The 22,872-nt window shown below is 65.5% G+C and carries 29 protein-coding genes; 15 read left to right on the forward strand and 14 right to left on the reverse strand.

Annotated elements, in window-relative coordinates; genetic code table 11:
- Positions 1–412: 412 nt before the first annotated feature.
- A complete protein-coding gene (locus tag ACQU6B_RS10225; RefSeq protein WP_430867447.1) occupies positions 413–673 on the reverse strand; it encodes a hypothetical protein in 261 nt (86 codons plus the stop codon).
- A 2-nt stretch (positions 674–675) separates the two neighbouring features.
- Between ACQU6B_RS10225 and ACQU6B_RS10230 the strand changes: the two genes are divergently transcribed.
- The gene (locus ACQU6B_RS10230) at positions 676–1,170 is read left to right on the forward strand and encodes a primase-like DNA-binding domain-containing protein (protein WP_430867448.1); all 495 of its coding nucleotides are present in this window, start codon (positions 676–678) and stop codon (positions 1,168–1,170) included.
- Position 1,171: 1 nt separating this feature from the next.
- On the opposite strand, the gene ACQU6B_RS10235 is transcribed toward ACQU6B_RS10230, so the two are convergent.
- The 5 genes from ACQU6B_RS10235 to ACQU6B_RS10255 form a co-directional block, all read right to left on the reverse strand.
- On the reverse strand, positions 1,172–1,450 hold the full coding sequence (locus tag ACQU6B_RS10235; protein WP_430867449.1) for a hypothetical protein: 279 nt from the start codon (positions 1,448–1,450) through the stop codon (positions 1,172–1,174).
- A 153-nt stretch (positions 1,451–1,603) separates the two neighbouring features.
- A complete protein-coding gene (locus ACQU6B_RS10240) occupies positions 1,604–2,191 on the reverse strand; it encodes a hypothetical protein (protein WP_430867450.1) in 588 nt (195 codons plus the stop codon).
- 313 nt (positions 2,192–2,504) lie between these two features.
- Positions 2,505–2,894, reverse strand: a complete 390-nt coding sequence (locus ACQU6B_RS10245; RefSeq protein ID WP_430867451.1) for a hypothetical protein — start codon at positions 2,892–2,894, stop codon at positions 2,505–2,507.
- Positions 2,895–3,167: 273 nt separating this feature from the next.
- Positions 3,168–4,169, reverse strand: a complete 1,002-nt coding sequence (locus ACQU6B_RS10250; protein ID WP_430867452.1) for a S41 family peptidase — start codon at positions 4,167–4,169, stop codon at positions 3,168–3,170.
- On the reverse strand, positions 4,166–4,309 hold the full coding sequence (locus ACQU6B_RS10255) for a hypothetical protein (protein ID WP_430867453.1): 144 nt from the start codon (positions 4,307–4,309) through the stop codon (positions 4,166–4,168). Before ACQU6B_RS10255 ends, ACQU6B_RS10250 begins: the two co-directional genes overlap by 4 nt.
- 180 nt (positions 4,310–4,489) lie before the next feature.
- Between ACQU6B_RS10255 and ACQU6B_RS10260 the strand changes: the two genes are divergently transcribed.
- The gene (locus tag ACQU6B_RS10260; RefSeq protein ID WP_430867454.1) at positions 4,490–5,734 is read left to right on the forward strand and encodes an MFS transporter; all 1,245 of its coding nucleotides are present in this window, start codon (positions 4,490–4,492) and stop codon (positions 5,732–5,734) included.
- A 67-nt stretch (positions 5,735–5,801) separates the two neighbouring features.
- On the opposite strand, the gene ACQU6B_RS10265 is transcribed toward ACQU6B_RS10260, so the two are convergent.
- The 5 genes from ACQU6B_RS10265 to ACQU6B_RS10285 all read right to left on the reverse strand — a co-directional run bounded on the left by ACQU6B_RS10265 (position 5,802) and on the right by ACQU6B_RS10285 (position 9,220).
- Positions 5,802–7,160: a type II toxin-antitoxin system HipA family toxin gene (locus ACQU6B_RS10265; protein ID WP_430867455.1), complete on the reverse strand. Its 1,359-nt coding sequence runs from the start codon at positions 7,158–7,160 to the stop codon at positions 5,802–5,804.
- On the reverse strand, positions 7,153–7,476 hold the full coding sequence (locus ACQU6B_RS10270) for a helix-turn-helix domain-containing protein (RefSeq protein WP_430867456.1): 324 nt from the start codon (positions 7,474–7,476) through the stop codon (positions 7,153–7,155). Before ACQU6B_RS10270 ends, ACQU6B_RS10265 begins: the two co-directional genes overlap by 8 nt.
- Before the next feature lie 85 nt (positions 7,477–7,561).
- Complete coding sequence (locus ACQU6B_RS10275) at positions 7,562–7,804, reverse strand: thioredoxin family protein (protein WP_430867457.1); 243 nt, start codon at positions 7,802–7,804, stop codon at positions 7,562–7,564.
- Between the two features lie 49 nt (positions 7,805–7,853).
- The gene (locus ACQU6B_RS10280) at positions 7,854–8,903 is read right to left on the reverse strand and encodes a permease (protein ID WP_430867458.1); all 1,050 of its coding nucleotides are present in this window, start codon (positions 8,901–8,903) and stop codon (positions 7,854–7,856) included.
- Complete coding sequence (locus ACQU6B_RS10285) at positions 8,900–9,220, reverse strand: ArsR/SmtB family transcription factor (protein ID WP_430867459.1); 321 nt, start codon at positions 9,218–9,220, stop codon at positions 8,900–8,902. The genes ACQU6B_RS10280 and ACQU6B_RS10285 overlap by 4 nt, the downstream gene beginning before the upstream one ends.
- A 270-nt stretch (positions 9,221–9,490) precedes the next feature.
- Here ACQU6B_RS10285 and ACQU6B_RS10290 point away from each other — a divergent pair, with 270 nt between their 5' ends.
- Both ACQU6B_RS10290 and ACQU6B_RS10295 read left to right on the forward strand, forming a co-directional pair.
- A complete protein-coding gene (locus ACQU6B_RS10290; protein ID WP_430867460.1) occupies positions 9,491–10,024 on the forward strand; it encodes a flavodoxin family protein in 534 nt (177 codons plus the stop codon).
- A gap of 89 nt (positions 10,025–10,113) precedes the next feature.
- Positions 10,114–10,809: an SOS response-associated peptidase gene (locus ACQU6B_RS10295; protein WP_430867461.1), complete on the forward strand. Its 696-nt coding sequence runs from the start codon at positions 10,114–10,116 to the stop codon at positions 10,807–10,809.
- A gap of 11 nt (positions 10,810–10,820) precedes the next feature.
- Here the strand turns inward: ACQU6B_RS10295 and ACQU6B_RS10300 are convergent, their stop codons facing one another.
- Positions 10,821–11,810, reverse strand: a complete 990-nt coding sequence (locus tag ACQU6B_RS10300; protein WP_430867462.1) for a Gfo/Idh/MocA family protein — start codon at positions 11,808–11,810, stop codon at positions 10,821–10,823.
- Between the two features lie 316 nt (positions 11,811–12,126).
- Between ACQU6B_RS10300 and ACQU6B_RS10305 the strand changes: the two genes are divergently transcribed.
- From ACQU6B_RS10305 to ptsP, 8 genes are read left to right on the forward strand one after another with little or no spacing between them, the layout of a single operon-like run.
- A complete protein-coding gene (locus tag ACQU6B_RS10305) occupies positions 12,127–13,323 on the forward strand; it encodes a PTS transporter subunit EIIC (protein WP_430867463.1) in 1,197 nt (398 codons plus the stop codon).
- A 57-nt stretch (positions 13,324–13,380) separates the two neighbouring features.
- Positions 13,381–13,689 (forward strand): PTS lactose transporter subunit IIB, encoded by a 309-nt coding sequence (locus ACQU6B_RS10310; RefSeq protein ID WP_430867464.1) that lies wholly within the window; start codon positions 13,381–13,383, stop codon positions 13,687–13,689.
- Positions 13,679–14,128: a PTS sugar transporter subunit IIA gene (locus ACQU6B_RS10315; protein WP_430867465.1), complete on the forward strand. Its 450-nt coding sequence runs from the start codon at positions 13,679–13,681 to the stop codon at positions 14,126–14,128. The genes ACQU6B_RS10310 and ACQU6B_RS10315 overlap by 11 nt, the downstream gene beginning before the upstream one ends.
- A gap of 6 nt (positions 14,129–14,134) precedes the next feature.
- Positions 14,135–15,175: a zinc-dependent dehydrogenase gene (locus ACQU6B_RS10320; RefSeq protein ID WP_430867466.1), complete on the forward strand. Its 1,041-nt coding sequence runs from the start codon at positions 14,135–14,137 to the stop codon at positions 15,173–15,175.
- 46 nt (positions 15,176–15,221) lie between these two features.
- Entirely contained in the window at positions 15,222–15,983 is a 762-nt protein-coding gene (locus ACQU6B_RS10325) for a DeoR/GlpR family DNA-binding transcription regulator (RefSeq protein WP_430867467.1), read from the forward strand.
- Complete coding sequence (gene pfkB / locus ACQU6B_RS10330; RefSeq protein ID WP_430867468.1) at positions 15,980–16,930, forward strand: 1-phosphofructokinase; 951 nt, start codon at positions 15,980–15,982, stop codon at positions 16,928–16,930. The genes ACQU6B_RS10325 and pfkB overlap by 4 nt, the downstream gene beginning before the upstream one ends.
- 33 nt (positions 16,931–16,963) lie before the next feature.
- Complete coding sequence (locus tag ACQU6B_RS10335) at positions 16,964–17,242, forward strand: HPr family phosphocarrier protein (RefSeq protein WP_430867469.1); 279 nt, start codon at positions 16,964–16,966, stop codon at positions 17,240–17,242.
- Positions 17,239–18,903, forward strand: coding sequence for a phosphoenolpyruvate--protein phosphotransferase (gene ptsP / locus ACQU6B_RS10340; protein WP_430867470.1), 1,665 nt, complete (start codon positions 17,239–17,241; stop codon positions 18,901–18,903). The genes ACQU6B_RS10335 and ptsP overlap by 4 nt, the downstream gene beginning before the upstream one ends.
- 72 nt (positions 18,904–18,975) lie before the next feature.
- Here ptsP and ACQU6B_RS10345 read toward each other — a convergent pair whose 3' ends face one another.
- Positions 18,976–19,836, reverse strand: a complete 861-nt coding sequence (locus ACQU6B_RS10345; protein ID WP_430867471.1) for a biotin--[acetyl-CoA-carboxylase] ligase — start codon at positions 19,834–19,836, stop codon at positions 18,976–18,978.
- 37 nt (positions 19,837–19,873) lie between these two features.
- Here ACQU6B_RS10345 and ACQU6B_RS10350 point away from each other — a divergent pair, with 37 nt between their 5' ends.
- The 3 genes from ACQU6B_RS10350 to ACQU6B_RS10360 all read left to right on the forward strand — a co-directional run bounded on the left by ACQU6B_RS10350 (position 19,874) and on the right by ACQU6B_RS10360 (position 22,399).
- Positions 19,874–21,463 carry an acyl-CoA carboxylase subunit beta gene (locus ACQU6B_RS10350; RefSeq protein WP_430867472.1) on the forward strand — a complete coding sequence of 530 codons (1,590 nt, stop codon included), beginning with the start codon at positions 19,874–19,876 and terminating at the stop codon, positions 21,461–21,463.
- Complete coding sequence (locus ACQU6B_RS10355) at positions 21,460–21,699, forward strand: acyl-CoA carboxylase subunit epsilon (protein ID WP_430867473.1); 240 nt, start codon at positions 21,460–21,462, stop codon at positions 21,697–21,699. Before ACQU6B_RS10350 ends, ACQU6B_RS10355 begins: the two co-directional genes overlap by 4 nt.
- A 76-nt stretch (positions 21,700–21,775) precedes the next feature.
- Positions 21,776–22,399 (forward strand): SanA/YdcF family protein, encoded by a 624-nt coding sequence (locus tag ACQU6B_RS10360; protein ID WP_430867474.1) that lies wholly within the window; start codon positions 21,776–21,778, stop codon positions 22,397–22,399.
- Here ACQU6B_RS10360 and ACQU6B_RS10365 read toward each other — a convergent pair.
- Positions 22,396–22,836 (reverse strand): MarR family winged helix-turn-helix transcriptional regulator, encoded by a 441-nt coding sequence (locus ACQU6B_RS10365; protein WP_430867475.1) that lies wholly within the window; start codon positions 22,834–22,836, stop codon positions 22,396–22,398. The two genes, ACQU6B_RS10360 and ACQU6B_RS10365, sit on opposite strands and share 4 nt — an antisense overlap.
- Positions 22,837–22,872 lie beyond the last annotated feature (36 nt).

The raw sequence follows: 22,872 nt of genomic DNA on the forward strand, positions 1-22,872 counted from the left end.
GCGTCGAACTCTACTCTGCGACCGCGGCCTGCGGATCCCTACGATCGCCAACTCATCGCTACGCTCACCGCGCGTGGTGGTGAGTATCGGCGAAACTCACCACCACGGCGCCCCTAGGCCGCGGGCGTGCCTGCCCGCCCGCGAAGACTGCGGCTCGACGTTCGGCAACGCGGTCCCTCTCGATACCGTGCCTGTATCCCTTTCTGTCTCGCACGTGGCTCAGCTCAAGATGAGCACTGGTTCTGCGCCACGTGCGAGGCGTTCGCTGGCGAGCCCGATGAGCTGGGGGATGATGGCCTTGCGTTCGGAGATCCAGACTCGACGTCGGGCTCGCAATAGGGCACCGTCGCAGACGACCCAGGCCACGATTTCGCCACTGGCGGTCAGCAAGATCGCGGTCTGACCGGCGCGCTCAGCTACATAGAACTCGGGTTAAGGCGAAACTACCCCGCTGCCCTTCTACGGAGTTTGAGTCGGCGCGGGCGAACTCCCGGCCCGTGTCAAACCCCTCGGTCCAGTACTCCGACAAGCCTGCCGCCTTGTCCTCGACGAACCACATGATCGGGTCTGAGCGACCGAACATCGCGAGGATCAACACGATCCACATCGAATTGTTCGCGACGCGTCGAGGTACGAGCTGCAGGCCCAGTTCAACTGCATCCGATGCATGCATGCATGTGGCGACTTTGCCACGGCCATCCGACAACGGCGCACATGGTGCAGTGCCTCGATCAGTTTCCCCAGGTGCGCGACCGCTCGGAGAGCTTCTACCGCAGGCAGTTGTTCATCCCGTTCGACACGCACTTCGAGTGCGGTGGCCACCGATACATCAAGGATGAGCACCTGCAGCGCGCCGAGGTCCATCAATACTTCGCCAAGCACGTGATGACCATCGTCGAGCAGTACGGGATGTTATCCGAGCCCGAGGCCACCAAGCGCATCCTGAACGACTATAAGGAAGTTAACGACCCGGTACGAGAGTTCTTGTGCGAGTTCGAGGATGCTTATGCCCGGAACCTACCGCCCTTCAGTTTTCTCTACGAGCACTTCAAGGCCTGGATGAGTAAGTCGGGACCGCTGAACGATTCGGCGACAGGTTGTCACCTTGCCGTTCAGCAGTTCCATCAGCACCTGGTAAACCTAGGCTTGAACAAAGACAGGTCTAGTTAACCTAGCCTGGTTCGTTGATCCAGATTTCTTCTATCTCGGGGTCATCCATGTACTGCTGGAGGGGCCCGAGGCCGGAGACGTTGTCGATCACGCACTTGGCGGTCGCCACGCGATCAACGACTGCCGTCACCGCGCCGATAAGTGCGCGCTCGTCCCATGCTTCGAGCGCCTCGTCGACTAGCGCGCGCACGAGCGCGGCCTCGCGAAGCGGGTCCACCCCACGTTCACGAATCTGATCGCGCACCTGTGACTCGATACGCGCGGCAACATCGGCGCTCATGCTCTAAAACACTAGAACGCCTACCACCATCCCGCATCTTCTTTGTGGATAACCCCACGTGTCAGCCAAATCTGGGGCAGACCCTAGTCAGTCTGGCGCCCGCTAGCCACTTCACCCTTCGGGGCCTCGCCGTCGCGAGACACTGCCTGCCGCCTAAGGCGCCTCGTACTTCTCGATGTCGCTGATGCTTCCAAGGTTGCTCCACCCGTCGGCTAGGTTGCGCTCCCACGATAATCCTCTGACCTTTGCGAATGCCTCCGCATCCCGTGCCTGCGGGTCGAACATCAGGAACACAGTGTCTAGCTCATCATCTTTGAAAGCAAAAAGCACCCGCCCTTCGTCCCTCGCGTACCAGAGCACTACATCCGCGCCTGGGATTGCCACCTGCGACGCCTCCTCGTCAGAAGTCGTGTCCCTACACGTTTCTGTCGCGCTTTCATCGGTGACACAAACGCTGACACTTGTCCACGAGATGCGAGTTGCACTGCGCTCCAAATCAGCAAGCTGAGCCATATAGGCCGCCGCGGACTGGAATCCTTCGGGGTTCGCCAAGAACGACTCTTCGACCTTATCGACGTTCTTGGCGTCCCCAGCTTCCTGGAACGACCAAATTGACCAAAAAATGAACCCGATCCCTAAGGCGGTCGCCGCTAGGCCCGAGAGGAGCACCACACCGACGACGATGAGGACGCGTCTTCCGGTACTACGGGGAGGCAAGGGAGCCTCTTTAGAACTGGCCATGGAGGTCAACCTTATGGGTAGCGAGCGCTATCGCTGGTACGTACTTGCCGTCGAACCGATAGCAATGCTGCAGTGCAAACCAGTCCCCCACAGGGCACTGGTCCTCGCCAGTTGCGACAGGGCCAGGTCAAGTTGTAACGATTTAGTGCGGCAGGCCCGTCACCTACTCCACTAGCGTGCCTTAAATCAACACTGTGTTCTTATGGTGAAACTGCGCGTGTGCCATTTCCTTTTCACGCATAGCGCGGGGAGTGAGCCTCACAGTCCCCGCCATTCATTTGGAGCCGTCGTTTGGTTCCAAGGAGTTGCCCGGTTAGGCAACCACCGGAACACTCTGGGGTGCTCTAGCGAGGCCCGCGATTAGCCATACGACGCCTGCGACACTCAGCAGCGCCAGCGGCAGAATGAGCGTTGCGGCAGCGACTCCGACAACGATCAGTGAAGCAGGTGCAAGTACCCGCTTCACATCAACTGGTGCTGCACGCCGAACAGTTACAGCGAGTGCGACCACTCCGGCGACGATCGTTGCCGCTACGAGTGTCCACAGCGCTGCACGCCATTGATCCAGGTTGAACACTGTCTCACCGTCGGCGGCAACCGAGGCTTCGTCTGCTCGGTACCCGGTGACCATACCTACGAAGAAGGTAGTGAGGGCCAGGCCCGCCACGATGGACCACATCAATATCATGTTGCGCGTACTCATCGGGATGCTCCTTTCGTTAGTTGCACTGGGACCCCATCCAACTCGCATAACTCTTGTTATTCTTCCCTGATTCGAGGTTCCATGCCCCTTGAACGTAGTCACCGGACGATAGCCGTAGTGGCAGAGGAACTGACTTTTCAAAGTTAAGCAGTTGGGGATTCCCCCCTTCCTCTTTGTGGATAACCACCGCTGGGCGGCTACTTGCGAAGCCGGGACGTCTTTCACGATTAGGGCCTAGAGTCACAGCTTTGCGGGGAATGGTGGATCCGGCAACTACTGTCTGCATTCGTCGTCTAACCAACTTTCGGCCAACTCAGTCGCCCCCACAATCCCACCACTTGTTTCTTGATCCGGCGCAATAGGGCCCTCGTGGAAGGTACCCTCGCGGTCCCCCATCAGAGCAAATGAAAGCGTAACGAAGGCGCCGTCCGGGAGTTCGAAACCGTCGTTAACGGTCGTAAATCCCGCTGTCGCTAAACCAAAAGTTTTTACCCGCTCCTGCCCAGCGAACGCAACAATCACCGACTCAGCGGCGCTCCCCGTGACGCTGGACTGCAGGATCGCGATCGGGCGGCCCTCAAACTTCGCCACATCTCCTGGAAAGGTTCCCCACTCTTGCTGGAGGCTGTCCCACTCCGGGGCATCCCACGTCACCGTGTTTCCGGTCACAGTGACGTTGCTCGTCGAGCCCTCCCGGTCGCGGAATGCCTCGACGACGCCGTCGTCTAGCAACGGGGAAACGGCCGTGAGCATCGTCCACAGGTTGCCTCCGCCATTCAAACTCAGATCGACAACCCACCCGCAAGCCTCGCTGGCGCGTTCCGAGTCGAAGATTCTCGCGGCGGCCCCTAGATACTCGTCAATCTCATCTTGATCCTCGCTCGAGAACGCTGGAAGGCTCAGGTTCGCCACCACCCCGCCGTAAGTGACCGTTGGAAGCGGCACACCGCCCGGCGAATAGAGCTCGTTCCACTCGGCGATCTCCGCCGGGGTTGAGAAAGAACTGTGATGGCCGCCGGCAACTTCGGTCAAACGACGCAAAGCGCCATACGTGTCCGGGATAGTCTGCTCGGCGTAGAGACCCGGAAGCTCCTCTTCGAGAGCCTTGTCCCATGCGTCGGAATCGGCGTAGTACCCCTCGCCAAGGCCCGCGACGGCCTCGTCGACGTATTCGCGCACGCCCCCGTCGCTCGAACGCGAACAGCCACTGAGCATGAGCACCAGTAGCATCAGGCCGGCTGCACCCGAGCGCCGGAGGATAGCGCGCCTCGTCACGCGACCACGCCCTCGAGGCTTCCTGACGCGAAGCTATTCTCAGCCCCGATTGCTCGACGCCACGTCGAGTACTGCGCAGCGTCAGCGAGCGTCAGGGCATCGCGGACGTTCCATCGATACGAGGATCCGCCGGATGCCATACGTCCACGGTAACAGCGAGCCGCACCCTGGATCAGGTCACGAAACTCGGCATGGTCGACCACTCGTGAGCTAGGCTCCGTTCATGCTCCTCCCCCGCGATTAGACGCTGTCCGATTCCCTCGACAACCGTTCTCTTCTCGCGCCCTCGCGCCCTCGCGCGCACGCCTAGGAGTCTCCTCATGAAAGCCAACTCGCGCATTCGCTACATCGACGTTTGGCGACTGCCACACGTACCCGTGACATTCGGCAGCGCAATAGTCGGACGAGCCGCGTACGCGCTCGTGATCCTGCCTCTCTTCTTCGCCGTGCAAGGCAGCACCGGGTCCGTAGCCGCAGCTGGCCTCGCCTTGGGGTTGTACGGCCTGACAGCCGCGTTGCTGGCCCCTGCCCGCGCCCACCTCATCGACAATTTCGGCAGGCGACGCGTGTTGTTAGCACTGTCTTCGACCTTCGGCCTGGTTTTGGCCGCGCTGGCGCTTGCCTCATTCGCCGATGCCACGGTGCCCGTGATGGTGACGCTCGCCGCCTTGGCGGGCTCGCTTGCACCGCCCATCGGTCCGACGATGCGAGTCGTTTGGTCCGAACTAGCGCGCGAGCCTGGTTCCTTCAAGAAAGCTCTCAGCCTTGATGCGGTCGCGGAGGAATTGCTCTTCCTGGCAGGACCAGCTGTCGCGGGCTTGGCCCTCGCGGTCATCACACCCAGTGCCGCACTGCTCGTCCCCGCGTTTCTGGTGATCTTCGGCACGACGATGTTCGTGTCGACGCCCGCCGTGCGGACCGCCGCAGTGCCCTCTCGTCTCGAGGACGAGTCTCCGCGCGAGCGCACACCGAGGGGCTCCCTGCTGCGGGATCGACGCTTCATCGGAGTACTGCTGCCGGCCCTCGTCGCGGGCCTGATCTCTGGGCACTACGTGATCGCGATTCCCGCCGCCTTTCCCGGGGCGCAGGGGGCAGCGGCGGCCGGTGTCGCGTTGGGCCTCTTTGCGGGCGGAAGCGCCGTCGGAGGACTCGTCTTTGGCACGCTCGGCATTCGCATGAACGTGCACTCGCAGCTGCTCCTGGCAGCCGTCGGCCTCATCCTCCTTTCGACCAGCACGGCCCTCTTCAGCAACGGCATCCTCATCTGCGTGACGATTGCGTTGGCGGGCCTCTTTTTCTCCCCCGTCATGATCCTCGCCTACTTTGAAGCGAGCAATTTTGGGGGAGAGGACAAGAAAACACAGGCCACGACGTGGGTAAATACGAGCCACAACCTGGGAGGCGCCGCGGGAAGTGTCGCGGCCGGGTTCCTCATCCAACAATCCTCGGTGGCCGCCTCGTACCTCACCATGGCCGTCGCCTGCCTCCTGCTGGTGGGCTCTGCCGCTCTGGTCTCAACGAGGTCACCCACTCGCCTACCTCAACCCACCCAAACGCACACGTAGGCTCCCCTCGTGGTCGAATGACGGGCGCCCGGCAACACCGGCGCGAGAATCCAACCTCGCTACCGGCTCAAGACGCCGCGACCGCCTCCAGGCGCTCGCCCACGCGGGCCGTATTCGCCTCTGACACCCCTGCGGCGTCGGCATGCGTGCGCCAGTCGGCCACGGCATCGGCCGCCTGGTCGATGATGGCGCGCGCAGCGGGAACGTCGTGCGCGTCGGCAAAGCCCATCATGTCGCGCACTGTGATGCCCTCGCGCTTGCCCCCCACCGACGTCAGATGCCTCGACACCCACACGCTGGAGGGGTCGTAGGCGAAGGTGAGGTCGTAGGCGGGGGCCAGGGACCACGTGCCCGCGGGATCCATCAAGAAGGCGAAGTTCTTGGTGTGGTCGTCACAGTTCGATGCCAGCACGTTGAACACCAGCCGGCGGAAGGCCTCCTGAAGCGTGAGCTCGGCGTCGAGTCCCATGCGCCTCAGCGTGGCGAAGTAGTCCTCGTAGCGGTTGCCGCGGCCCGACTCGTCGGGCAACAGGTTGAAGTCCAGGCCCGCCAGTCCGCACAGCGACTGCTGATGCAGCCGCACATCCTCGACCGTCCGGTCGAAGCGCCTGATCATGAAGTGCGCGCGGCCGTTTTCTTCAATAAGCCTCGTGGCGGGAATCTCGAGGCCCGCCTGAGCGGCCATGAGGCAGTACGCGTACTCGATGCGGGTATAGCCGCGCGGATCGCCCAGCTGCTGCCCGGTCGAGGTGGAGGTGCGCTTGCCCACCCCGTCGAACTTCAGCAACCACTGCTCGAACCCGTCCGCCCCCAGGTCGATGTTGCCCGCGCGCAACTCGTCGGTGACCGGGTTGAGCGCGACCACCGCCTTGGGTCGAGCGCCACCGGCGGAGGTGCCCACCTGCAACAGATGCTGGAGCGCGGCCGATGCCCCGGCCTCGCTAGAGAGGTCCCCCGCCACGGCGCTGCGCGCGGTCTCGACGAGCGAGCGCAGGTCAATAGCCGTGGAGAAGTGCGCGGGAAGATCACCGGCGGGCTCAAACGTGAGAGCGCCCATGGTGCGCTTGCCCATGTACGCGAGGCGGTCGAGCGCTGTCGGCTCCCCATTGATGCCGCGCTCCCGCAGAGCTGCATCGATGAGGGTGTTGCCAAAAGCGTCGGGCAGCGAGTCCGCGAGCATCGGCGGCACGCCCTTGAACGTGACCTCGTTGTACTGATCCGTAGGGAAGACGAATGTGTCGCGCGCCCGTCCCGTGCCCGCACCCCGCCCCATCAGGAGTGGTGCCAGCTCGATTCCCGTCGCGATCCAGTCGGGGTGGTACTGAAAAACATAGGCGCCGCGGGCACGCGCCGATGCGGTGATCGCCCCCACCTGCCGGCCCCAGGCGTGGACGCCGAGCACGTCGACGTGCGAGTAGTCAGCCATCGGCCCGCGCCTTTCGGGCGGTGGCTCGCTTGGGCTCGACCACGCGGTCCAGGCCGCTCAGCTTGTCGAGCGGCCCCACCTCAGGCTCCGGCTCGAGCGAGTAGATCCAGTCCGCCAGCCCGAGGGTGCGCAGCACGCGCATCAGAGTGGTGAGCCGCGCGCCTTTGCCTGCCTCAAGGTTGCGAATGGAGCCCACCGAGACGCTCGCGCGTCGCGCCAGCGTGATCTGATCGACGTCCTGGCGCAGCCGCGCGCGGCGAATCTGCGCACCCAGGGCGCTCTCCAACTCGTCGGTCACTGCCGTTTTAATAGCCATGTTTTTGACTATACATCGCAATGCTTCGCACAACAACGAGGCTAATAGTTATCTATATGGTTATTAGAGAGCGAAGCTACGAGGACTATGCGCCGCCCCGAGTCAGCAGGTCGCGGATCTCCGCCGCCTTGGGCACGCGGCCGTACACGACCACCTCCTCGTCGACGACGAGCGCCGGCGTCGACATGACCCCGTAGCCAGCGATGGCCGCGTAGTCCTCGACCTTCTCGATGGTCGCGTCGAGGCCGAGCCCCGCGATCGCTTCGCGGGTCGCGCGCTCGAGGTTCTTGCAGTTGGCGCAGCCGGGGCCTAGGACCTTGATGATCATGGTTTTCTCCTTCGGTAGTGCGGGTTGGGTGAGGCAACGAGGCGTGGGGTCACGTGAGCAGGAAGTTGAACAGGTAGCCGACCATGACGATCCCGATGCCGACCACGCCGACATAGGCGGCGAGCAGCTGCGGCTTGAGCACGCGGCGCAGCAGGATCATCTCGGGAAGCGACAGCGCGACTACGGCCATCATGAAGGCCAGCAGCGTGCCCATGGGCAGACCCTTCTCGAACAGGGCCTGGACCATCGGCATGATGCCGGCCGCGTTCGAGTACAGCGGGATGCCGATCACGATCGCGATGAGGACGCCGAACGTCGACCCCGGCCCGGCATAGGTAGTGAAGAACTCGGTGGGCACCCAGCCGTGGATCAGCGCTCCCAGCCCGATGCCCACCAGCAGGTAGGGCCAGATCTTGCGCAGCACGCTGCCGACCTCCTCGATGCCCATGGTGACGCGGTCGTCGAAGTTCAGCGCGCGCGAGGGGTCAACGGGCTGGCCCCGCAGCTTGGTCTCGAAGACGAACGGCTCGACCCACTTCTGGACGCCCATGCGGCCTAGGATCCAGCCCGCGACAATCGCGATCAGTAGGCCGGCGCCCACGTAGATGGCGGTGATCTTCACGCCGAACAGGGTCAGCAACATGCCGATGGCGATCTCGTTGACCATCGGCGACGCGATCAGGAAGCTCAGCGTGACCCCGATGGGGACGCCCGCGGACACGAAGCCGATGAACGCGGGCACCGCGGAGCACGAGCAGAAGGGCGTCACGACGCCGAGGCCCGCGGCCATCACGTTTCCGACACCCTCGCGCTTGCCGCCCAACAGAGCGCGGGTGCGCTCCACGCTCATGTACGAGCGCAGGTAGGTCACCACAAAGATGATCAGGACCAGCAGGAGCGCGATCTTGACGGTGTCGTAGACAAAGAAATGAACGGTCTCGGTCACCCTGTCCGCCGAGTCCATGCCGAACCCGTCATAGAGGATCCAGTCCCATAGCCGCTCATTCAAGGCATATAGCCCCGCCCACATCCCCGCCGCCAGCACGAGCGTGAGCCCGCGGCCGCGGCGGGTCACCGGCATGTGTTCCAGCAGGCTCATGGCCGTTCGCCCACCACCACGGTAGGCAACGCCGCGGCGAGGCGGGCCTCGGCATCGGGCGCGAGGGCGTAGTCCATCCAGCGTCCGCGGCGAGTCGCGGTGACCAGGCCCGCCTCGCGCAAAACCTTGAGGTGGTAGCTCAGCAGGTTGCCCGCGACGGGCACGTGGTCCTGGATGTCGCACACGCAGGCGGGCTTGACCGCGAGGCGGCTGAGCACTGTCCACCGGACCGGGTCCGCGACCGCCTGGAGCAGCGCCACGGACGCCTCGGCATCGACCGGCGAACGCGACACTTCAATATCTATTGATACGTCCATCTTTGAAACGTAAGCCCGCGTTCTACTGCGCCAAGGGGACTTAGGTCCCCATAAAAACGCCCGCGCCCGGCGCACCCTAGTAGGTGAAGGTCGCGACGGTGCGCGAGTCGAGCGCACGTACGCACTTCTCTTGCCGTGCGAGATCTGAATCAGTGCGGGCTCGACTACCTCACAGCCCAGCGACACGATTCATTTCGATGCTGAACCACAGGGCCATTGCCACCCGAGGCTCCCCGCACGATCAGCACGGACAACCAAAAGGAGAAGTCCATGAAAGCCCTCGTCGTTTACGAATCCATGTGGGGAAACACCGCACAGATCGCCCAAGCTATCGCCACCGGGTTGAGCGACTCGGCCAGTGTCGAAGTGCTGGAGATGAGTATCGCGCCGGCCTCCCCCGCGTACAACGTTGACCTCGTGGTCGTCGGAGGCCCCACCCACACCTTCTCCATGTCCCGACCCGACACCCGGTACGAGGCCGTCAAGCTCGGCGCGAGCAACACCACTCCCAGCCCCGGAATCAGGGAATGGATCGCCGAACTGCCCTCCACGCACGCCGGAGTCCTAGTCGCGACCTTTGACACCCGGGTCGCGAAGACCCGCCGCCTGCCCGGATCGGCCGCTCGCAAGGCGGGAAAACTCCTGAGCCACCTCGGCTACGAGGCCGTGGTCGCACCGGAGGGCTTCTTCGTCGCCGGAGTTGAAGGCCCACTGGTAGAAGGCGAATTTGAACGCGCTCGGTCCTGGGGCGCTCAACTCGCCGCCTCCGCGCGCCAGACACTCGAGGCACGCGCCACGAAGTGACCACCCGGCCACGCCACACTGGGCCTTTGGGCTGAACCGCCGGCTCACGCACCCGTGCGCGACCGCTCGCGGCACGGCACACTAGAAACATGTGCGGACGCTACGCGAACTTCCTGTCGGAGCAAGAACTTATCGACGCCTTTGAGATAGCCACGATCGCGGACGATGCGCGCCTGCTGGGCCCGTCGTGGAACGTCGCCCCCACGCAGAAGGTCATCCTGGTGACGGCGTCCAAGGATGACCCGAGCCAGCGCATCGCGGAGACCGCAAAGTGGGGCCTGGTGCCCTCCTGGGCGAAGGACCCCTCTGTGGGCTCGCGGATGATCAACGCGCGCGGCGAGACCGTCGCGGAGAAGCCGTCGTTCCGCTCCGCCTTCGCCAAGCGCCGCTGCCTGGTCCCCGCGAGCGGCTACTACGAGTGGCACACCGAGGGCGGCGTCAAGACGCCTCACTACATTCACACCACGGACGATGCGCCGCTCGCCTTCGCGGGCCTGTACGAGTTCTGGCGCGAGAAGGGTACGGGGGACGATGCGCCCTGGCTCGCCACCTGCACCATCGTCACCACCGCGGCGCGCGACGAGATGCGCGAACTGCACGACCGTCAGCCCGTCATGCTCACCGACGATCAACGCGACGCGTGGCTAGACCCGGACTCAGACAAGGACACGCTGTTCGACGTGATCGCCGCACCTGCGCCCGAGCTCGCCTGGTACTCGATCGGCAAGGCCGTGGGCAACGTGCGCAATAACTCTGCCGAGCTGCTGAAACCCGCCACGACCTAGCCCTCCGCCGGCTACAGCGGAGGCACCGCGACTCGCGTGCCCTTCTCGTGCGACTCGATCACGGCGTGCGCGATCGCGAGCGCCCGGCGTCCAGCGGTGGCGTGCACCGGGGGCTTCTCACCCGCGCGCAGAGCCTCGAGCACGCGGTCCACGTGGCGGTCGAACGTCCCGTGGAAGCTCCGCGCCTCGTCGTTGAAGTAACCCGCTCGCCACACCGCGGCCGTCTCGTCCGCCGCCTTCTGGATGCTCAGCTCCCGCACCGTGTCGTTGATGACCAGGCGCCCCTCGGTGCCGTTGATCTCCACCAACTGCGAGTCCTGGTAAGCGTACGAGGAGTCGTAGCTGCCCAGCATCGTGCCCACGGCGCCGCCCTGGAACTCGAGCGCGATCGCGATGGTGCTCCAGTCCCCGTAGGTCACGTCAGTCATCTGCGCCATGACGGACGTGATGGGGCCCACGAGGTGCTCGAGCATGTCGAAGCCGTGGCACTGGGTCTCGATCAGGTTGGCGTGCCTTGAGGTGCCGTGATTCGCCTCGCCGCCAAATCGCCACGTCGCGAACACCGGACGCCCAATCTCGCCCGCGTCGATGGCGGCCTTGGCGCGCAGCACGGGTTCCGCAAAGCGGTGATTGAGATTGATGGCGAAGAACAGGTCGCGCGCGGCCGCCTCCTCGATCAGGGTGTCCGCCTCGTCCAGGTCGAACACGAGCGGCTTCTCTACGAGTAGCGGGACTCCCGCCCGCACCAGCTGCAGGGTCACGTCGTAGTGGCCCTCGTTGGGCAGGCACACGGTGACGAGGTCCGGCTTGGCTTCCGCGAGCATCTGATCGATGTCGGTAAAGCCCTCGGACCCGTAGGCCGATGCGCGGGTCGCGGTGCGTCCGGCGTCCCGGCCCACCACCGCCACCAGGTCCGTGTCGCTGCGGCGCGAGAAGATTCGGGCGTGTTGCTCGCCCCATCCGCCGGTGCCGATGACGGCCACCCTCATTGGATCAGTCACGTGTTTCTCCCCGCTAGTTGGGCGTCTGAGTTCAAACGTCTTCGGCCGCAGGAGCGCGCCACTGCGCCCCAAGACGCCAAAGGAACATTTTCATCGTAGGCCCCGGGAGCGAAGTGGCCGGATGCCCTGCTACTTCACTAAAAACCACCCGCCATGCCCGGTTACTCGTGCGTAACGAGGCCCACTTGTGCCCGTTTATCTGTTGACGTGCCCGTTTCTGTGGGTTAACGTGAGGCTTAGTTCCACAGGAACGGACCAATTCGGGTAATAATTGATCAGATTCGCAACGATGCGGACAGAGAAAGGAAGGACGACGATGTCCTTTAATGAAGCTCAAGCAAAGAGCAAAGAGAAAAAGAACCGTACCGGCCCCAGCGCGGGCGCCCAGGTGCAGCGACTAGGCCGCTTCCTCTCAGGGATGATCATGCCGAACATCGGCGCGTTCGTCGCATGGGGACTTATCACCGCCCTCTTCATTCCCGATGGTTGGGTCAACAAGATCGCGGAGATCTTCAACGGCGGCCCCGACGAGGCCGTCATCACGTGGACCGCCGGTATCGCGGTCATCATCGGCCCGATGATCAACTATCTGCTGCCGTTCCTCATCGGCTACACCGGCGGAAACATGGTCTACGGCACCCGCGGCGCAGTAATTGGCGCAGTGGCCACGACCGGTGTGGTCGTCGGCTCCGACGTTCCGATGTTCCTGGGCGCCATGATGATCGGCCCGTTGGCCGCCTACCTCCTCAAGCGAGTCGAGGCCATGTGGGCAGGCAAGATCAAGCCCGGCTTCGAGATGCTCATCGACAACTTCTCACTCGGACTCCTCGGTGGTTTCCTGGCCCTGTTGGGCATGACCATCGTTGGCCCGGTGGTCTCCAAGGGAGTGGAATTGGCCGGCCAGGGAGTGAACTTCCTCGTCGACAACAGCCTGCTGCCTTTCGCGTCCATCCTCGTGGAGCCCGCAAAGGTCCTGTTCCTCAACAACGCGATCAACCACGGCGTGTTCACGCCGCTCGGTACCGCTGAAGCAGAGGAGACCGGCAAGTCGCTGCTCTTCATGATCGAGAGCAACCCCGGCCCCGGACTCGGCATCCTCGTCGCCTTCATGGCCTTTGGCCCTCGCATGCTGAAGTCGGCCGCCCCCGGCGCCGCCGTCATCCACGTGTTCGGTGGTATTCACGAGATCTACTTCCCGTTCATCCTGGCCAAGCCGAAGCTGATCCTGGCCGCGATCCTTGGTGGAATGACCGGCGTGTTCATCGGCGTCATGTTCAACGGCGGGCTTGTCGCGCCGGCCTCTCCCGGATCGGTCTTCTCATGGATGGCCTTCACTCCCCCCGGCGCAGGCAACTACATCGTGATGTTTAGCCAGATCATCCTGGCGGCAGCAGTGTCGTTCATCGTCGCCGCATTCGTGATGGGTTTTGGTCGCGAGGCACGTCACGAGAACGCAGCGGACGACGCAGCGGCCACCCCGGCCGAGCCCACTCCCGCAGCAGTCTCCTCCTAACCGCACTAACAGCAGCGTCCGCTGCCGGTTCCACCCTCACTACGAAAGGAAATTCAGATGCCGTCAATTAACGGTTCCGACATTAAGAAGGTCATCATCGCGTGCGACGCGGGGATGGGTAGCTCGGTGATGGTTGCGAGCAACTTGCGTTCCAAGTTGGGCGCGAGGGGAATCGAGGTCGCTCACACCCCCGTCAGCGAGCTCCCGGCGGACGCGACTGTGGTGCTGTGCCACCAGGGATTGGCCGCAAGGGCCCAGGCCAGCGCACCCAACGCGGTGGTCATCCCGTTCGTCATGTTCATCGGTGACCTCGCCTTCACTCGGCTTGAAGACGCGATAGTCAAGGGCACCGACCTTGAGTCCTGACCAACCGCTGCTGGCAGCGAGCGCCGTCCGCCTTGGCCTGACAGCCAAGGACAAGGCGGACGCGCTGCGCCAGTGCGGAGAGGTCCTCGTCGAGATCGGCGCGGCTACGGAAGAGTACGCCGCGGCGCTGCACGAGCGAGAGAAGTCGATCTCCACGTTCGTGGGGGAGGGCGTCTCGATTCCCCACGGCACCAACGAGTCCCGCGAGCACATCAACCGGGCCGCCCTGGCCTATCTGCAGTTCCCCGACGGGGTCGACTGGGACGGCGAGACCGTGACGGTCTGCATCCCCATCGCCTCCAAGTCCGAAGAGCACGTCGACATTCTCTCCGCCCTAGCTCAGGTCCTGATGGACCCCGCACAGGCCGCCGCACTGCGAGACGCGGAGTCGGTCGATTCCGTCCTCGCGCTGCTGTCACCCCAAAACCCAAAGGATTAGAACATCATGAAAGCCCTAGTTTTCTACGCCCCTGAAGACGTCCGAGTCGAGGATGTCCCAGAACCCGAGGCCGGCCCCGGCGAGGTGAAGATCCGCGTCCGTAACTGCTCCACCTGCGGCACGGACGTCAAGATCTTCCATAACGGCCACCAGAACCTCACCCCGCCGCGCATCATCGGCCACGAGATCGCCGGCGAGATCGTGACCGTCGGCGAGGGCATCGACGGCTGGGCCATCGGCGACCGCGTTCAGGTCATCGCCGCTGTGCCCTGTGGCGACTGCTACGAGTGCGACCGCGGCTGGATGGAGGTCTGCCAGAACCAGACGTCCATGGGATATCAGTACTCCGGCGGATTCGCCGAGTACATGATCGTCCCCAAGGAGGTCATGAAGGTCGACGGGCTCAACCGCATCCCGGAGAACATCGGATTCGACGAGGCCTCCGCCGCCGAGCCCCTGGCCTGCGCCATCAACGCGCAGCGGATCCTCGGCATCGAGGAGGGCGACACGGTGGTCGTATTCGGCGCCGGCCCCATCGGCGCCATGCACATCCGCCTGGCCCGAGCCAACGGCGCCAAGCGCGTCTTCCTCATTGACGTCAACAACGAGCGCCTCAAGATGACGGCCGATGCGGTGCACCCCGACGAGGTCATCAACGGCGCGGAGGTCGACGTCGTCGAACGCGTCAAGGAGCTCACCGACGGTCGCGGGGCGGACGCCATCATCACGGCTACGGCCGCGAACATCGCCCAGGAGCAGGCCATCGAGATGGCCGCCCGCAACGGCAAGATCTCGTTCTTTGGCGGCCTGCCCAAGACCAACCCGTTCATCAAGTGCGACTCGAACCTGGTGCACTACCGTCAGCTGCGCATCTTTGGCGCGAACGGATCGGCGCCGCACCACAACAAGGAAGCGCTGCGCATGATCGCGTCCGGAGAGGTGCCGGTCAAGGATCTCATCACCGCGCACATCCCGCTGGTAGATGTGCTGGATGCTTTCGGTATCGTCAAGCGTGGAGAAGCGATCAAGGTCACCATCGAGCCCTGATCCTCGTTCACCCCCACCCACTCTTCACTGATCTGTAGGAGACACCATGTACGCGCAGGAACGCCAGCAGTCCATCCTCTCAACCGCCCGCGCACGCGGACGTGTTGAGGTGGGTGCGCTCGCCGACGACCTCGGCGTGACTGTCGAGACGGTGCGCCGCGATCTGACGGCGCTCGAGCGGCTCGGCGTTGTCCGGCGCGTACATGGTGGCGCCCTACCCGTGACCCGGATGTCGCTCGAGCGCAACCTCCAGAGCCGTCACTCTGAGTCCGCGGACGCCAAGCGGCGCATCGGCTCCCGGGCCGTACAGGAACTGAGCGATGGCGACACCGTGTTGTTTGACGCGGGAACCACGACGCTGGCGGCGGTTGACGCACTGCCGCCGGCGCTACGGATCACCGCGATCACCAACTCCGTGGAGATTGCTGGGCGCCTGGCCCACCGCGACAAGACCGAACTCATGCTGCTTGGCGGCCGGGTGCGCAGCACCACGGGCGCCGCCGTCGGCGACTGGCTCACGGCCTCGCTCAAGGACATCTGGGTGGACGTCGCGTTCCTGGGCGCCAACGGCTTCAGCGTCGCGCACGGCTTCACCACCCCCGATCAAGCGGAGGCAGCCGCCAAGCAGGCAATGGCGGGCTCCGCACGCAGGCTCATTGGGCTGGCCGACGCCTCCAAGGCCGGCCACGTGCACCTTCACAAATTTGCAGACACCACCGACGTCTCGCTGCTCATCAGCGACGACTCCCTGGACGCGGACACGGTTCAGGACTACGAGGATCAAGGAGTGGAGGTAGTGCGCACATGATTATCACGCTCACTCCGAACCCCAGCTTGGACAGGACCATCGCGCTCGACACCCTTCAGCGGGGCGGCGTCCATCGGGCGCTCAGCCTGCGGGAGGATCCCGGCGGCAAGGGTGTCAACGTCTCCAGAGCACTCGCGGCCAACGGCACTGCGACCATCGCGGTGCTTCCCGCGGGCGGCGCGATGGCGGCCCAGTTCTCTTCGCTGCTTGACGACGCCCGAGTCCCCCACACGCTCATCGACCTCGCCGGAGCAGTACGCACCAACATCACTCTGGTCGAGGAAGACGGCACCACCACCAAGATCAACGAACGTGGCCGCCTGTCGACCGCGGCCGACGCGACCCTCATGCTCGAGGCCGTCGAGGCGCAGCTCACGGGTGCCAGCTGGGTAGTGGGCTGCGGCTCGCTTCCGCCCGGCTTGGACGGCTCCCTCTACCGAGAGTTAGTCGAACGCGCTCGTGCCCGAGGAGTGAAGATCGCGATCGACACCTCCGGCGACGCCCTCGGCGATGCCATCGCGGCGCGCCCCGACCTCGTCAAGCCCAATCATCACGAGCTCGGCGAGTACGTCGGACACCCCCTGCGGCAGCTGTCGGACGTCCTCGCCGCTTCCCGCGACGTCGTCAATAGCGGCGTGGAAACCGTGGTGGTCAGCCTGGGCTCACACGGCGCAGTTGCCGTCACCGCGGACGGGGCCGAACACGCGGTCTCGCGCGGCACCATCCCGTTGTCCACCGTGGGCGCCGGCGACTGCCTGCTCGCGGGCTGGCTCGACGCCGTCTCCGCAGGAGCGGACCCCCGAGCCGCGATCGCGCAAGCCGTTCGATGGGGCTCAGCTGCCGTCGAACTCCCCGGAAGTTCGGTACCCGGTCCGCGCGACATCGCGCACGTCACCGTGGATACCTCCACCGCACCTTTACCCTCACTCAGCATGACCAGCGACTGACGCGGAGCGCCAGCACACATCAAAGGAGATGACATGTCCACACGTACCGTCACGATCGGCTCAACCGTTGGCCTTCACGCGCGCCCCGCAGCGATCTTCGTCAAAGCCGCGAACGAGGCACCGATGCCCATCAAGATCGCCAAGGAGGGCGGCGCGCCCGTCCCCGCGAACAGCATGATCGCGATCATGGCTCTGGGCGCGAAGTTCGGCGACACCGTCGAGCTCAGCGCCGAGGGAGACGGCGCAGACGCCGCGCTCGAGCCGCTCGCAGAGCTGCTGGCGAAGGACCTCGACGCGGAACCATCGTCATGACCGTCCTCCAGGGGCTAGGAGTATCCGAGGGGATCGCCTTCGGCCCGGTGGTCCGAGTGGGACGCGGGGTTCGACCTCCCGAGTCGGAGCCCACCTCCCCCGATGCGGAGGCGAGGATTCGCGAGGCGTTCGAGAGCGTCGCTCTCGACCTCGACTCGCGCCTCGGCTCAGTCGACGACACGGCCGCGGCAATCCTCAGCGCCACGGCGATGCTCGCGCGCGACCCCAGCCTGATCGACGGCGCCATCGCGCGCGCCGCAGCCGGCTCCGGCCCCGCGACAGCGATCGACGGTGCCACGCGTGAGTTCATGGAGCAGTTCATCGCCCTCGGAGGCTACTTCGCGGAGCGCGCGACCGACCTCAGGGACGTGGGCGACCGCGCTATTGCGGCGGTCTTAGGAGCGCCCGCGCCGGGCGTGCCCCCTCTCGCCGAGGAGTGCGTGCTGGTCGCGTACGACCTCGCGCCAGCGGAGACCGCGACCCTGGACCGCACCAAGGTGCTTGGCATCATCACCGAGGCCGGTGGTCGCACCAGCCACACCGCCATCCTGGCGGCCCAGATGGGCATTCCCGCAGTGGTGAAGGTTGCCGAGGCGGCCGAGTTTGTCGACGGTGACCTGGTCATGATCGACGGCGACATCGGCTCGGTTCACCTGCGCCCCGAGCAGGCGACCGTCGACGCGCGGCGTGCTCGAAACGCCCGGCGTGCCGACGCCCTCTCTCACCTATCCGGGCCCGGCTCGACCTTGGACGGCAAGCAGGTCAAGCTCCTCGCGAACATTGGCGGAGTCGAGGACGCGGTCGCGGCTGGTAAGTGCGACGTCGAGGGAGTGGGCCTCTTCCGCACGGAGTTCGTGTTCCTGTCGGCCCAGACCGCGCCTACCGTTGAGGAGCAGACGGAGACGTATCGCCAGGTATTCGCGCCGTTCGACGGCCGACGCGTGGTGGTTCGCACTCTCGACGCCGGCGCGGACAAGCCGCTGGCGTTCGCCGACCTTGGCGCGGAGGAGAACCCCGCCCTGGGCCGCCGCGGACTGCGACTCTCCGCCGAGCGCCCGGACCTGCTCGACGCCCAGCTCGAGGCGCTCTCCATTGCCGCCACGGATACCGGCGCTGACGTCTGGGTGATGGCGCCGATGGTGGCCGACGCCCAGGAGGCCGCCTGGTTCGCGCGCAGGGTTCGCGAGAACGGCCTGCGCAACGTGGGCGTGATGATCGAGATCCCAGCCGCTGCGCTGCGTTCCACGCACGTGCTGGCGGAGGTCGACTTCGGCTCGCTCGGCACCAACGACCTGGCCCAGTACACGATGGCCGCCGACCGCATGCAGGGCGAGCTCGCGGAGCTGCTGGACCCGTGGCAGCCGGCCGTGCTCGACGTGATCGCGGAGGCCTGCCGAGGTGCCGCCATCAACGGCAAGCCGATGGGCGTCTGCGGAGAGTCCGCGGGCGACGCCCTCATGGCGCTGGTGCTGGCGGGACTTGGCTGCAGTAGCCTCTCGATGGCTCCGGCCCGGGTCCCCCTGGTCCGCTTCGCGCTGTCGCGACACACCTTCGCGCAGTGCCAACGGTTGGCGCACCTGGCCCGCTCGGCACGGACTGCTTCCGATGCCCGGGAGGCCGTGCGAGCCGAGGTCTCCGCGGACTTGGCCGCGATTCTGTAGCCTCGCGTTCTCCCGCCCGTGCCCGTGCCCTTGCCCTTTCCCCTGGCCTAACGCGGCCGGGTGAGGGGCGGGCTAGGCGCGGCGTACGCGCACGTCGCCCGCCAGGATTTCCCTGCGTTCGCCCGATGCGGTCTCGACTATCAGGCCGCCCACCGCGCTCAGCCCGACTGCGCGCCCGGTCACGGGGGTACCGCCGGGTACGTCGACGGCCACTTCCCAGCCGATGGTCGCGCACACCGCGGTCACCGCCTCGCGAATTGCTCCGCGACCGTCGTGACCCTCCCAGGTGCGCACGGCGTCGCTCAGTTCCGCGCTCAGCACGCGCAGTAGCGCGACGCGATCGAGCTTGCTGGCCTCCAGGGTGGCGAGCGAGGCGGCGTGCGGCACCGGCAACTCGACCGATGTTTGGGACACGTTGATGCCGATTCCGGCGACGATGGCGTCCTGCCCGGGCACCATCTCGCACAGGATTCCGACCACCTTGCGCCACTTGCCCCACTCGGGAATGTCGCGCACGCCGGCCTCAACCACCACGTCGTTGGGCCACTTGAGCATGGCGCCCACGCCCAGGGTGCGCAGCGCGCGCACCGTCGCCAGGCCCACCACCAGCGGGGCCCAGCCATACTCGTCACGGGAGATTCCGGTGGGGCGCAGCACTACCGAAAGCGTGCAGGCGGCCGATGCGGGGGTCTGCCATTGGCGGCCGGCGCGCCCGCGTCCAGCGGTCTGGTGATCTGCCACCAGGGCGCTGAGGTGCGGCCACTCTTCCGGCTTGGCCTGAGCCTTGGCAAGCACCGCAGTATTAGTAGAGGGCGAGGTCGCCACCACGCTCACCCGCGACAGCGGCCGGTTCTCCCCCACGATCACCGTCAGGGCGTCCGCGGTCAGGGGTCGGCGAGACTGGGCGACAGATGCAGGCGAAGGGGTACTCACCCGGCTAGGCTACTGGCAGTTCATTCAAGGGGGACACGTGTCGACTAACAACCCGAGCAAGACCACCGCCGGTGCGCTCGCCGAGCTACGCAAGAAGACCGCCGCCGCATCGACCACGGCGGAGGCCGCCGCGCAAGAGCGGCAGCACGCTCGCGGCAAGAAGACCGCCCGCGAGCGCATCGAGATGCTGCTCGACGAGGGATCGTTCGTCGAGCTCGACGCGCTGACCCGCCACCGCTCTCGCAACTTTGGACTCGACAAGAACCGCCCCTTTGGCGACGGAGTCGTCACGGGCCACGGGACCATCGACGGCCGCCAGGTGTGCGTGTATAGCCAGGACTTCACCGTCTTTGGCGGCTCGCTCGGCGAGGTGCACGGCCAGAAGATCGCCAAGGCCCAGGACTTCGCGCTGCGCACCGGGGTACCGCTGATCGGCATCTCCGACGGCGGTGGCGCGCGCATCCAGGAGGGTGTGGCGGCGCTGACCCAGTTCGCGGAAATCTTCCGCCGCAACGTCGCCGCATCGGGCGTCATCCCCCAGATCTCGATCATCCTCGGCCCGTCGGCCGGAGGCGCCGTGTACTCCCCCGCGCTGACCGACTTCATCGTGATGGCCGACGGCACGTCGCAGATGTTCATCACCGGCCCCGACGTGATCAAGTCCGTCACCGGCGAGTCCGTCACCTTCGAGGAGCTGGGCGGCGGCCAGACCCACAACCAGAAGTCGGGCGTCGCGCACTACCTGGCCGAGGACGAGGCGGACGCGATCGAGTACGTCCAGCACCTGCTGCAGTTCCTGCCGCAGAACAACCTGTCCGACGCCCCCACATGGGAGTCGGAGGCTGACTTCACCCTCACGGAGGCCGACGAGGCCCTCAACACGATCATCCCGGACAGCCCCAACCAGCCGTACGACATGAAGACCGTGATCCAGGCAGTTCTCGACGAGGGCGACTTCTTCGAGATTCAGCCGCTATTTGCCCCCAACATCGTGATCGGCTTCGGTCACGTCGAGGGCCACTCCGTCGGCATCGTCGCCAATCAGCCGCTGGCTAAGGCTGGCACGCTCGACATCGATGCGGCGGAGAAGGCCGCGCGATTCGTGCGCACGTGCGACGCGTTCAACATCCCCGTGGTCACATTCGTGGACGTCCCCGGCTTCCTGCCCGGCGTGGACCAGGAGCACCAGGGCATCATCCGTCGCGGCGCCAAGCTGATCTTCGCGTACGCGGAGGCCACCGTGCCGCTCGTCACGGTGATCACTCGCAAGGCCTACGGCGGCGCATACATCGTCATGGCGTCCAAGCAGCTCGGTGCCGACGTCAACGTCGCGTGGCCCACCGCGCAGATCGCGGTCATGGGCGCGGCGGGCGCAGTGAACATCCTGCAGCGACGCACCCTCGCCACCGTTCAGGAGCAGGGCGGCGACGTCGAGGGCGAGCGCCAGGCGCTGATCGACGACTACGAGGACCGGATCGTCAACCCGTACGACGCCGCCGACCGCGGCTACGTCGACGCGGTAATCGAACCCTCCGAGACCCGCGAGCAGGTAGTGCGCGCACTGCGCGCCCTGCGCACCAAGCGCGCGGCGATGCCCCCAAAGAAGCACGGGAACATCCCACTGTGACGCCCACCGACAAGTCCTCCTCAACCGCGGGCATGAAGGTGGTCCGCGGCACGCCCGACGACGCCGAGCTCGCGGCTCTCGTGGCTGGCATGGTGGCGTTTACCTCCGCGGCAGACGACGACGAGCCCGGCTCCCCCACCTCGGCGTGGATGGATCGGGTACGCACGATGCGCGGGCGCCACGCCGGCGGCCCCCTGGGTCGCGGGCCGTCGGCGTGGCGCCACTCGCTGCGATGACCACCACCATTTTTAGGGGCCAGGCTCCCCTGGGCTCCGTCTCGGAAGAAGCACCGACCGCTCTGCGGACACGCTCGTGAAGCCACGCGGGTCAGACCTGCGCGGCCTCGCGGGATTCGCAAGCATCGCGATGGCGCCCCTGGTCGTGACACGCGCGGCGACCCTGGGGTGGCTGCACCCCGTCGCATCGGCCGCGTTGCAGCCGGCCGATGCCGCGCTGGTACTGGGCGCACGAGTCTGGGAAGACGGCCGCCCGTCGCGGTTCCTGCGCGAGCGAGTTCAGGCAGGGGTGACGCTGTACGAGCGCGGGCTGGTCCCCAAGATCGTCATGAGCGGCGCGCAGAGTAATCGTGAGGGGCTCGACGAGGTCGAGTCCATGGTCCGCACCGCGATTGAGTTGGGGGTGCCGGAGAGCGACATCGTCCGCGACGGGGTGGGCGTCAACACGCGCGCGTCGGCGGTCAACGCGTGCCGGGTGCTAGGACTCAGATCCGTGATCGTGTGCACTCAGGAGTTTCACCTGCCGCGCGCCGTGTGGCTATGCCAGTTGCAGGGCCTCACTGCGTCGGGGGTGTTCCCCCCAGTCCAGCCGCGGGAACACACGCTGAAGGGCTACATTCGCGAGGTGCCGGCGACCTGGAAGGCCATGCTCATCGAGGGCGTCGCGGTCGCTGCGAAGCTAACCGCTCCCTACCGCTAGGCCGGATCGCGAGGCAGGGCGGCGCTCATCGTCTCCAGGATTCCGCTGAGCTGACGCATCTGGTCCTCACTCAGCGCGTCGAGCTGGCGCCGGCGCTCGGCCCGCGCGGTCCCCACGACGGCCTCGATGAATTCGCGGCCACTCTCCGTCAGGCACAGCCTGCGAATACGACGGTCCTGCGTGTCCTCGGTACGCGCGATGTAGCCGCGCCCCACGAGCTTCTGGACAATCGCCGTCGCGACGCTGGGGTGAACCCCAACGTATTGCGCGAGATCCGTGGTGGTGGCGTTGTCGTGAACGAGCGCGAACACCAAGGCCCGGAACTGGTGCGGCGTGAGGTTGGACTGCGCGACCGCGTCGCCCTGCAACGGGTTGGACGCTCGCAGAAACTGCACCATCGACTCGAGTACATCGTCGAGTAATTCTTCGCGCTCCATGGGACCCCCTAAACCATTAGGAGGAAACTATAGCGA

This window comes from Demequina aurantiaca, assembly GCF_050598105.1.
In the GTDB taxonomy this organism is placed as follows: domain Bacteria; phylum Actinomycetota; class Actinomycetes; order Actinomycetales; family Demequinaceae; genus Demequina; species Demequina aurantiaca_A.

Coding starts and splice junctions, on each gene's coding strand:
- ACQU6B_RS10225 (WP_430867447.1), bottom strand. CDS start 673: ATGCATGCATCGGATGCAGTTGAACTGGGCCTGCAGCTCGTACCTCGA.
- ACQU6B_RS10230 (WP_430867448.1), top strand. CDS start 676: ATGTGGCGACTTTGCCACGGCCATCCGACAACGGCGCACATGGTGCAG.
- ACQU6B_RS10235 (WP_430867449.1), bottom strand. CDS start 1,450: ATGAGCGCCGATGTTGCCGCGCGTATCGAGTCACAGGTGCGCGATCAG.
- ACQU6B_RS10240 (WP_430867450.1), bottom strand. CDS start 2,191: ATGGCCAGTTCTAAAGAGGCTCCCTTGCCTCCCCGTAGTACCGGAAGA.
- ACQU6B_RS10245 (WP_430867451.1), bottom strand. CDS start 2,894: ATGAGTACGCGCAACATGATATTGATGTGGTCCATCGTGGCGGGCCTG.
- ACQU6B_RS10255 (WP_430867453.1), bottom strand. CDS start 4,309: ATGGCATCCGGCGGATCCTCGTATCGATGGAACGTCCGCGATGCCCTG.
- ACQU6B_RS10260 (WP_430867454.1), top strand. CDS start 4,490: ATGAAAGCCAACTCGCGCATTCGCTACATCGACGTTTGGCGACTGCCA.
- ACQU6B_RS10265 (WP_430867455.1), bottom strand. CDS start 7,160: ATGGCTGACTACTCGCACGTCGACGTGCTCGGCGTCCACGCCTGGGGC.
- ACQU6B_RS10270 (WP_430867456.1), bottom strand. CDS start 7,476: ATGGCTATTAAAACGGCAGTGACCGACGAGTTGGAGAGCGCCCTGGGT.
- ACQU6B_RS10275 (WP_430867457.1), bottom strand. CDS start 7,804: ATGATCATCAAGGTCCTAGGCCCCGGCTGCGCCAACTGCAAGAACCTC.
- ACQU6B_RS10280 (WP_430867458.1), bottom strand. CDS start 8,903: ATGAGCCTGCTGGAACACATGCCGGTGACCCGCCGCGGCCGCGGGCTC.
- ACQU6B_RS10285 (WP_430867459.1), bottom strand. CDS start 9,220: ATGGACGTATCAATAGATATTGAAGTGTCGCGTTCGCCGGTCGATGCC.
- ACQU6B_RS10290 (WP_430867460.1), top strand. CDS start 9,491: ATGAAAGCCCTCGTCGTTTACGAATCCATGTGGGGAAACACCGCACAG.
- ACQU6B_RS10295 (WP_430867461.1), top strand. CDS start 10,114: ATGTGCGGACGCTACGCGAACTTCCTGTCGGAGCAAGAACTTATCGAC.
- ACQU6B_RS10305 (WP_430867463.1), top strand. CDS start 12,127: ATGTCCTTTAATGAAGCTCAAGCAAAGAGCAAAGAGAAAAAGAACCGT.
- ACQU6B_RS10310 (WP_430867464.1), top strand. CDS start 13,381: ATGCCGTCAATTAACGGTTCCGACATTAAGAAGGTCATCATCGCGTGC.
- ACQU6B_RS10320 (WP_430867466.1), top strand. CDS start 14,135: ATGAAAGCCCTAGTTTTCTACGCCCCTGAAGACGTCCGAGTCGAGGAT.
- ACQU6B_RS10325 (WP_430867467.1), top strand. CDS start 15,222: ATGTACGCGCAGGAACGCCAGCAGTCCATCCTCTCAACCGCCCGCGCA.
- pfkB (WP_430867468.1), top strand. CDS start 15,980: ATGATTATCACGCTCACTCCGAACCCCAGCTTGGACAGGACCATCGCG.
- ACQU6B_RS10335 (WP_430867469.1), top strand. CDS start 16,964: ATGTCCACACGTACCGTCACGATCGGCTCAACCGTTGGCCTTCACGCG.
- ptsP (WP_430867470.1), top strand. CDS start 17,239: ATGACCGTCCTCCAGGGGCTAGGAGTATCCGAGGGGATCGCCTTCGGC.
- ACQU6B_RS10365 (WP_430867475.1), bottom strand. CDS start 22,836: ATGGAGCGCGAAGAATTACTCGACGATGTACTCGAGTCGATGGTGCAG.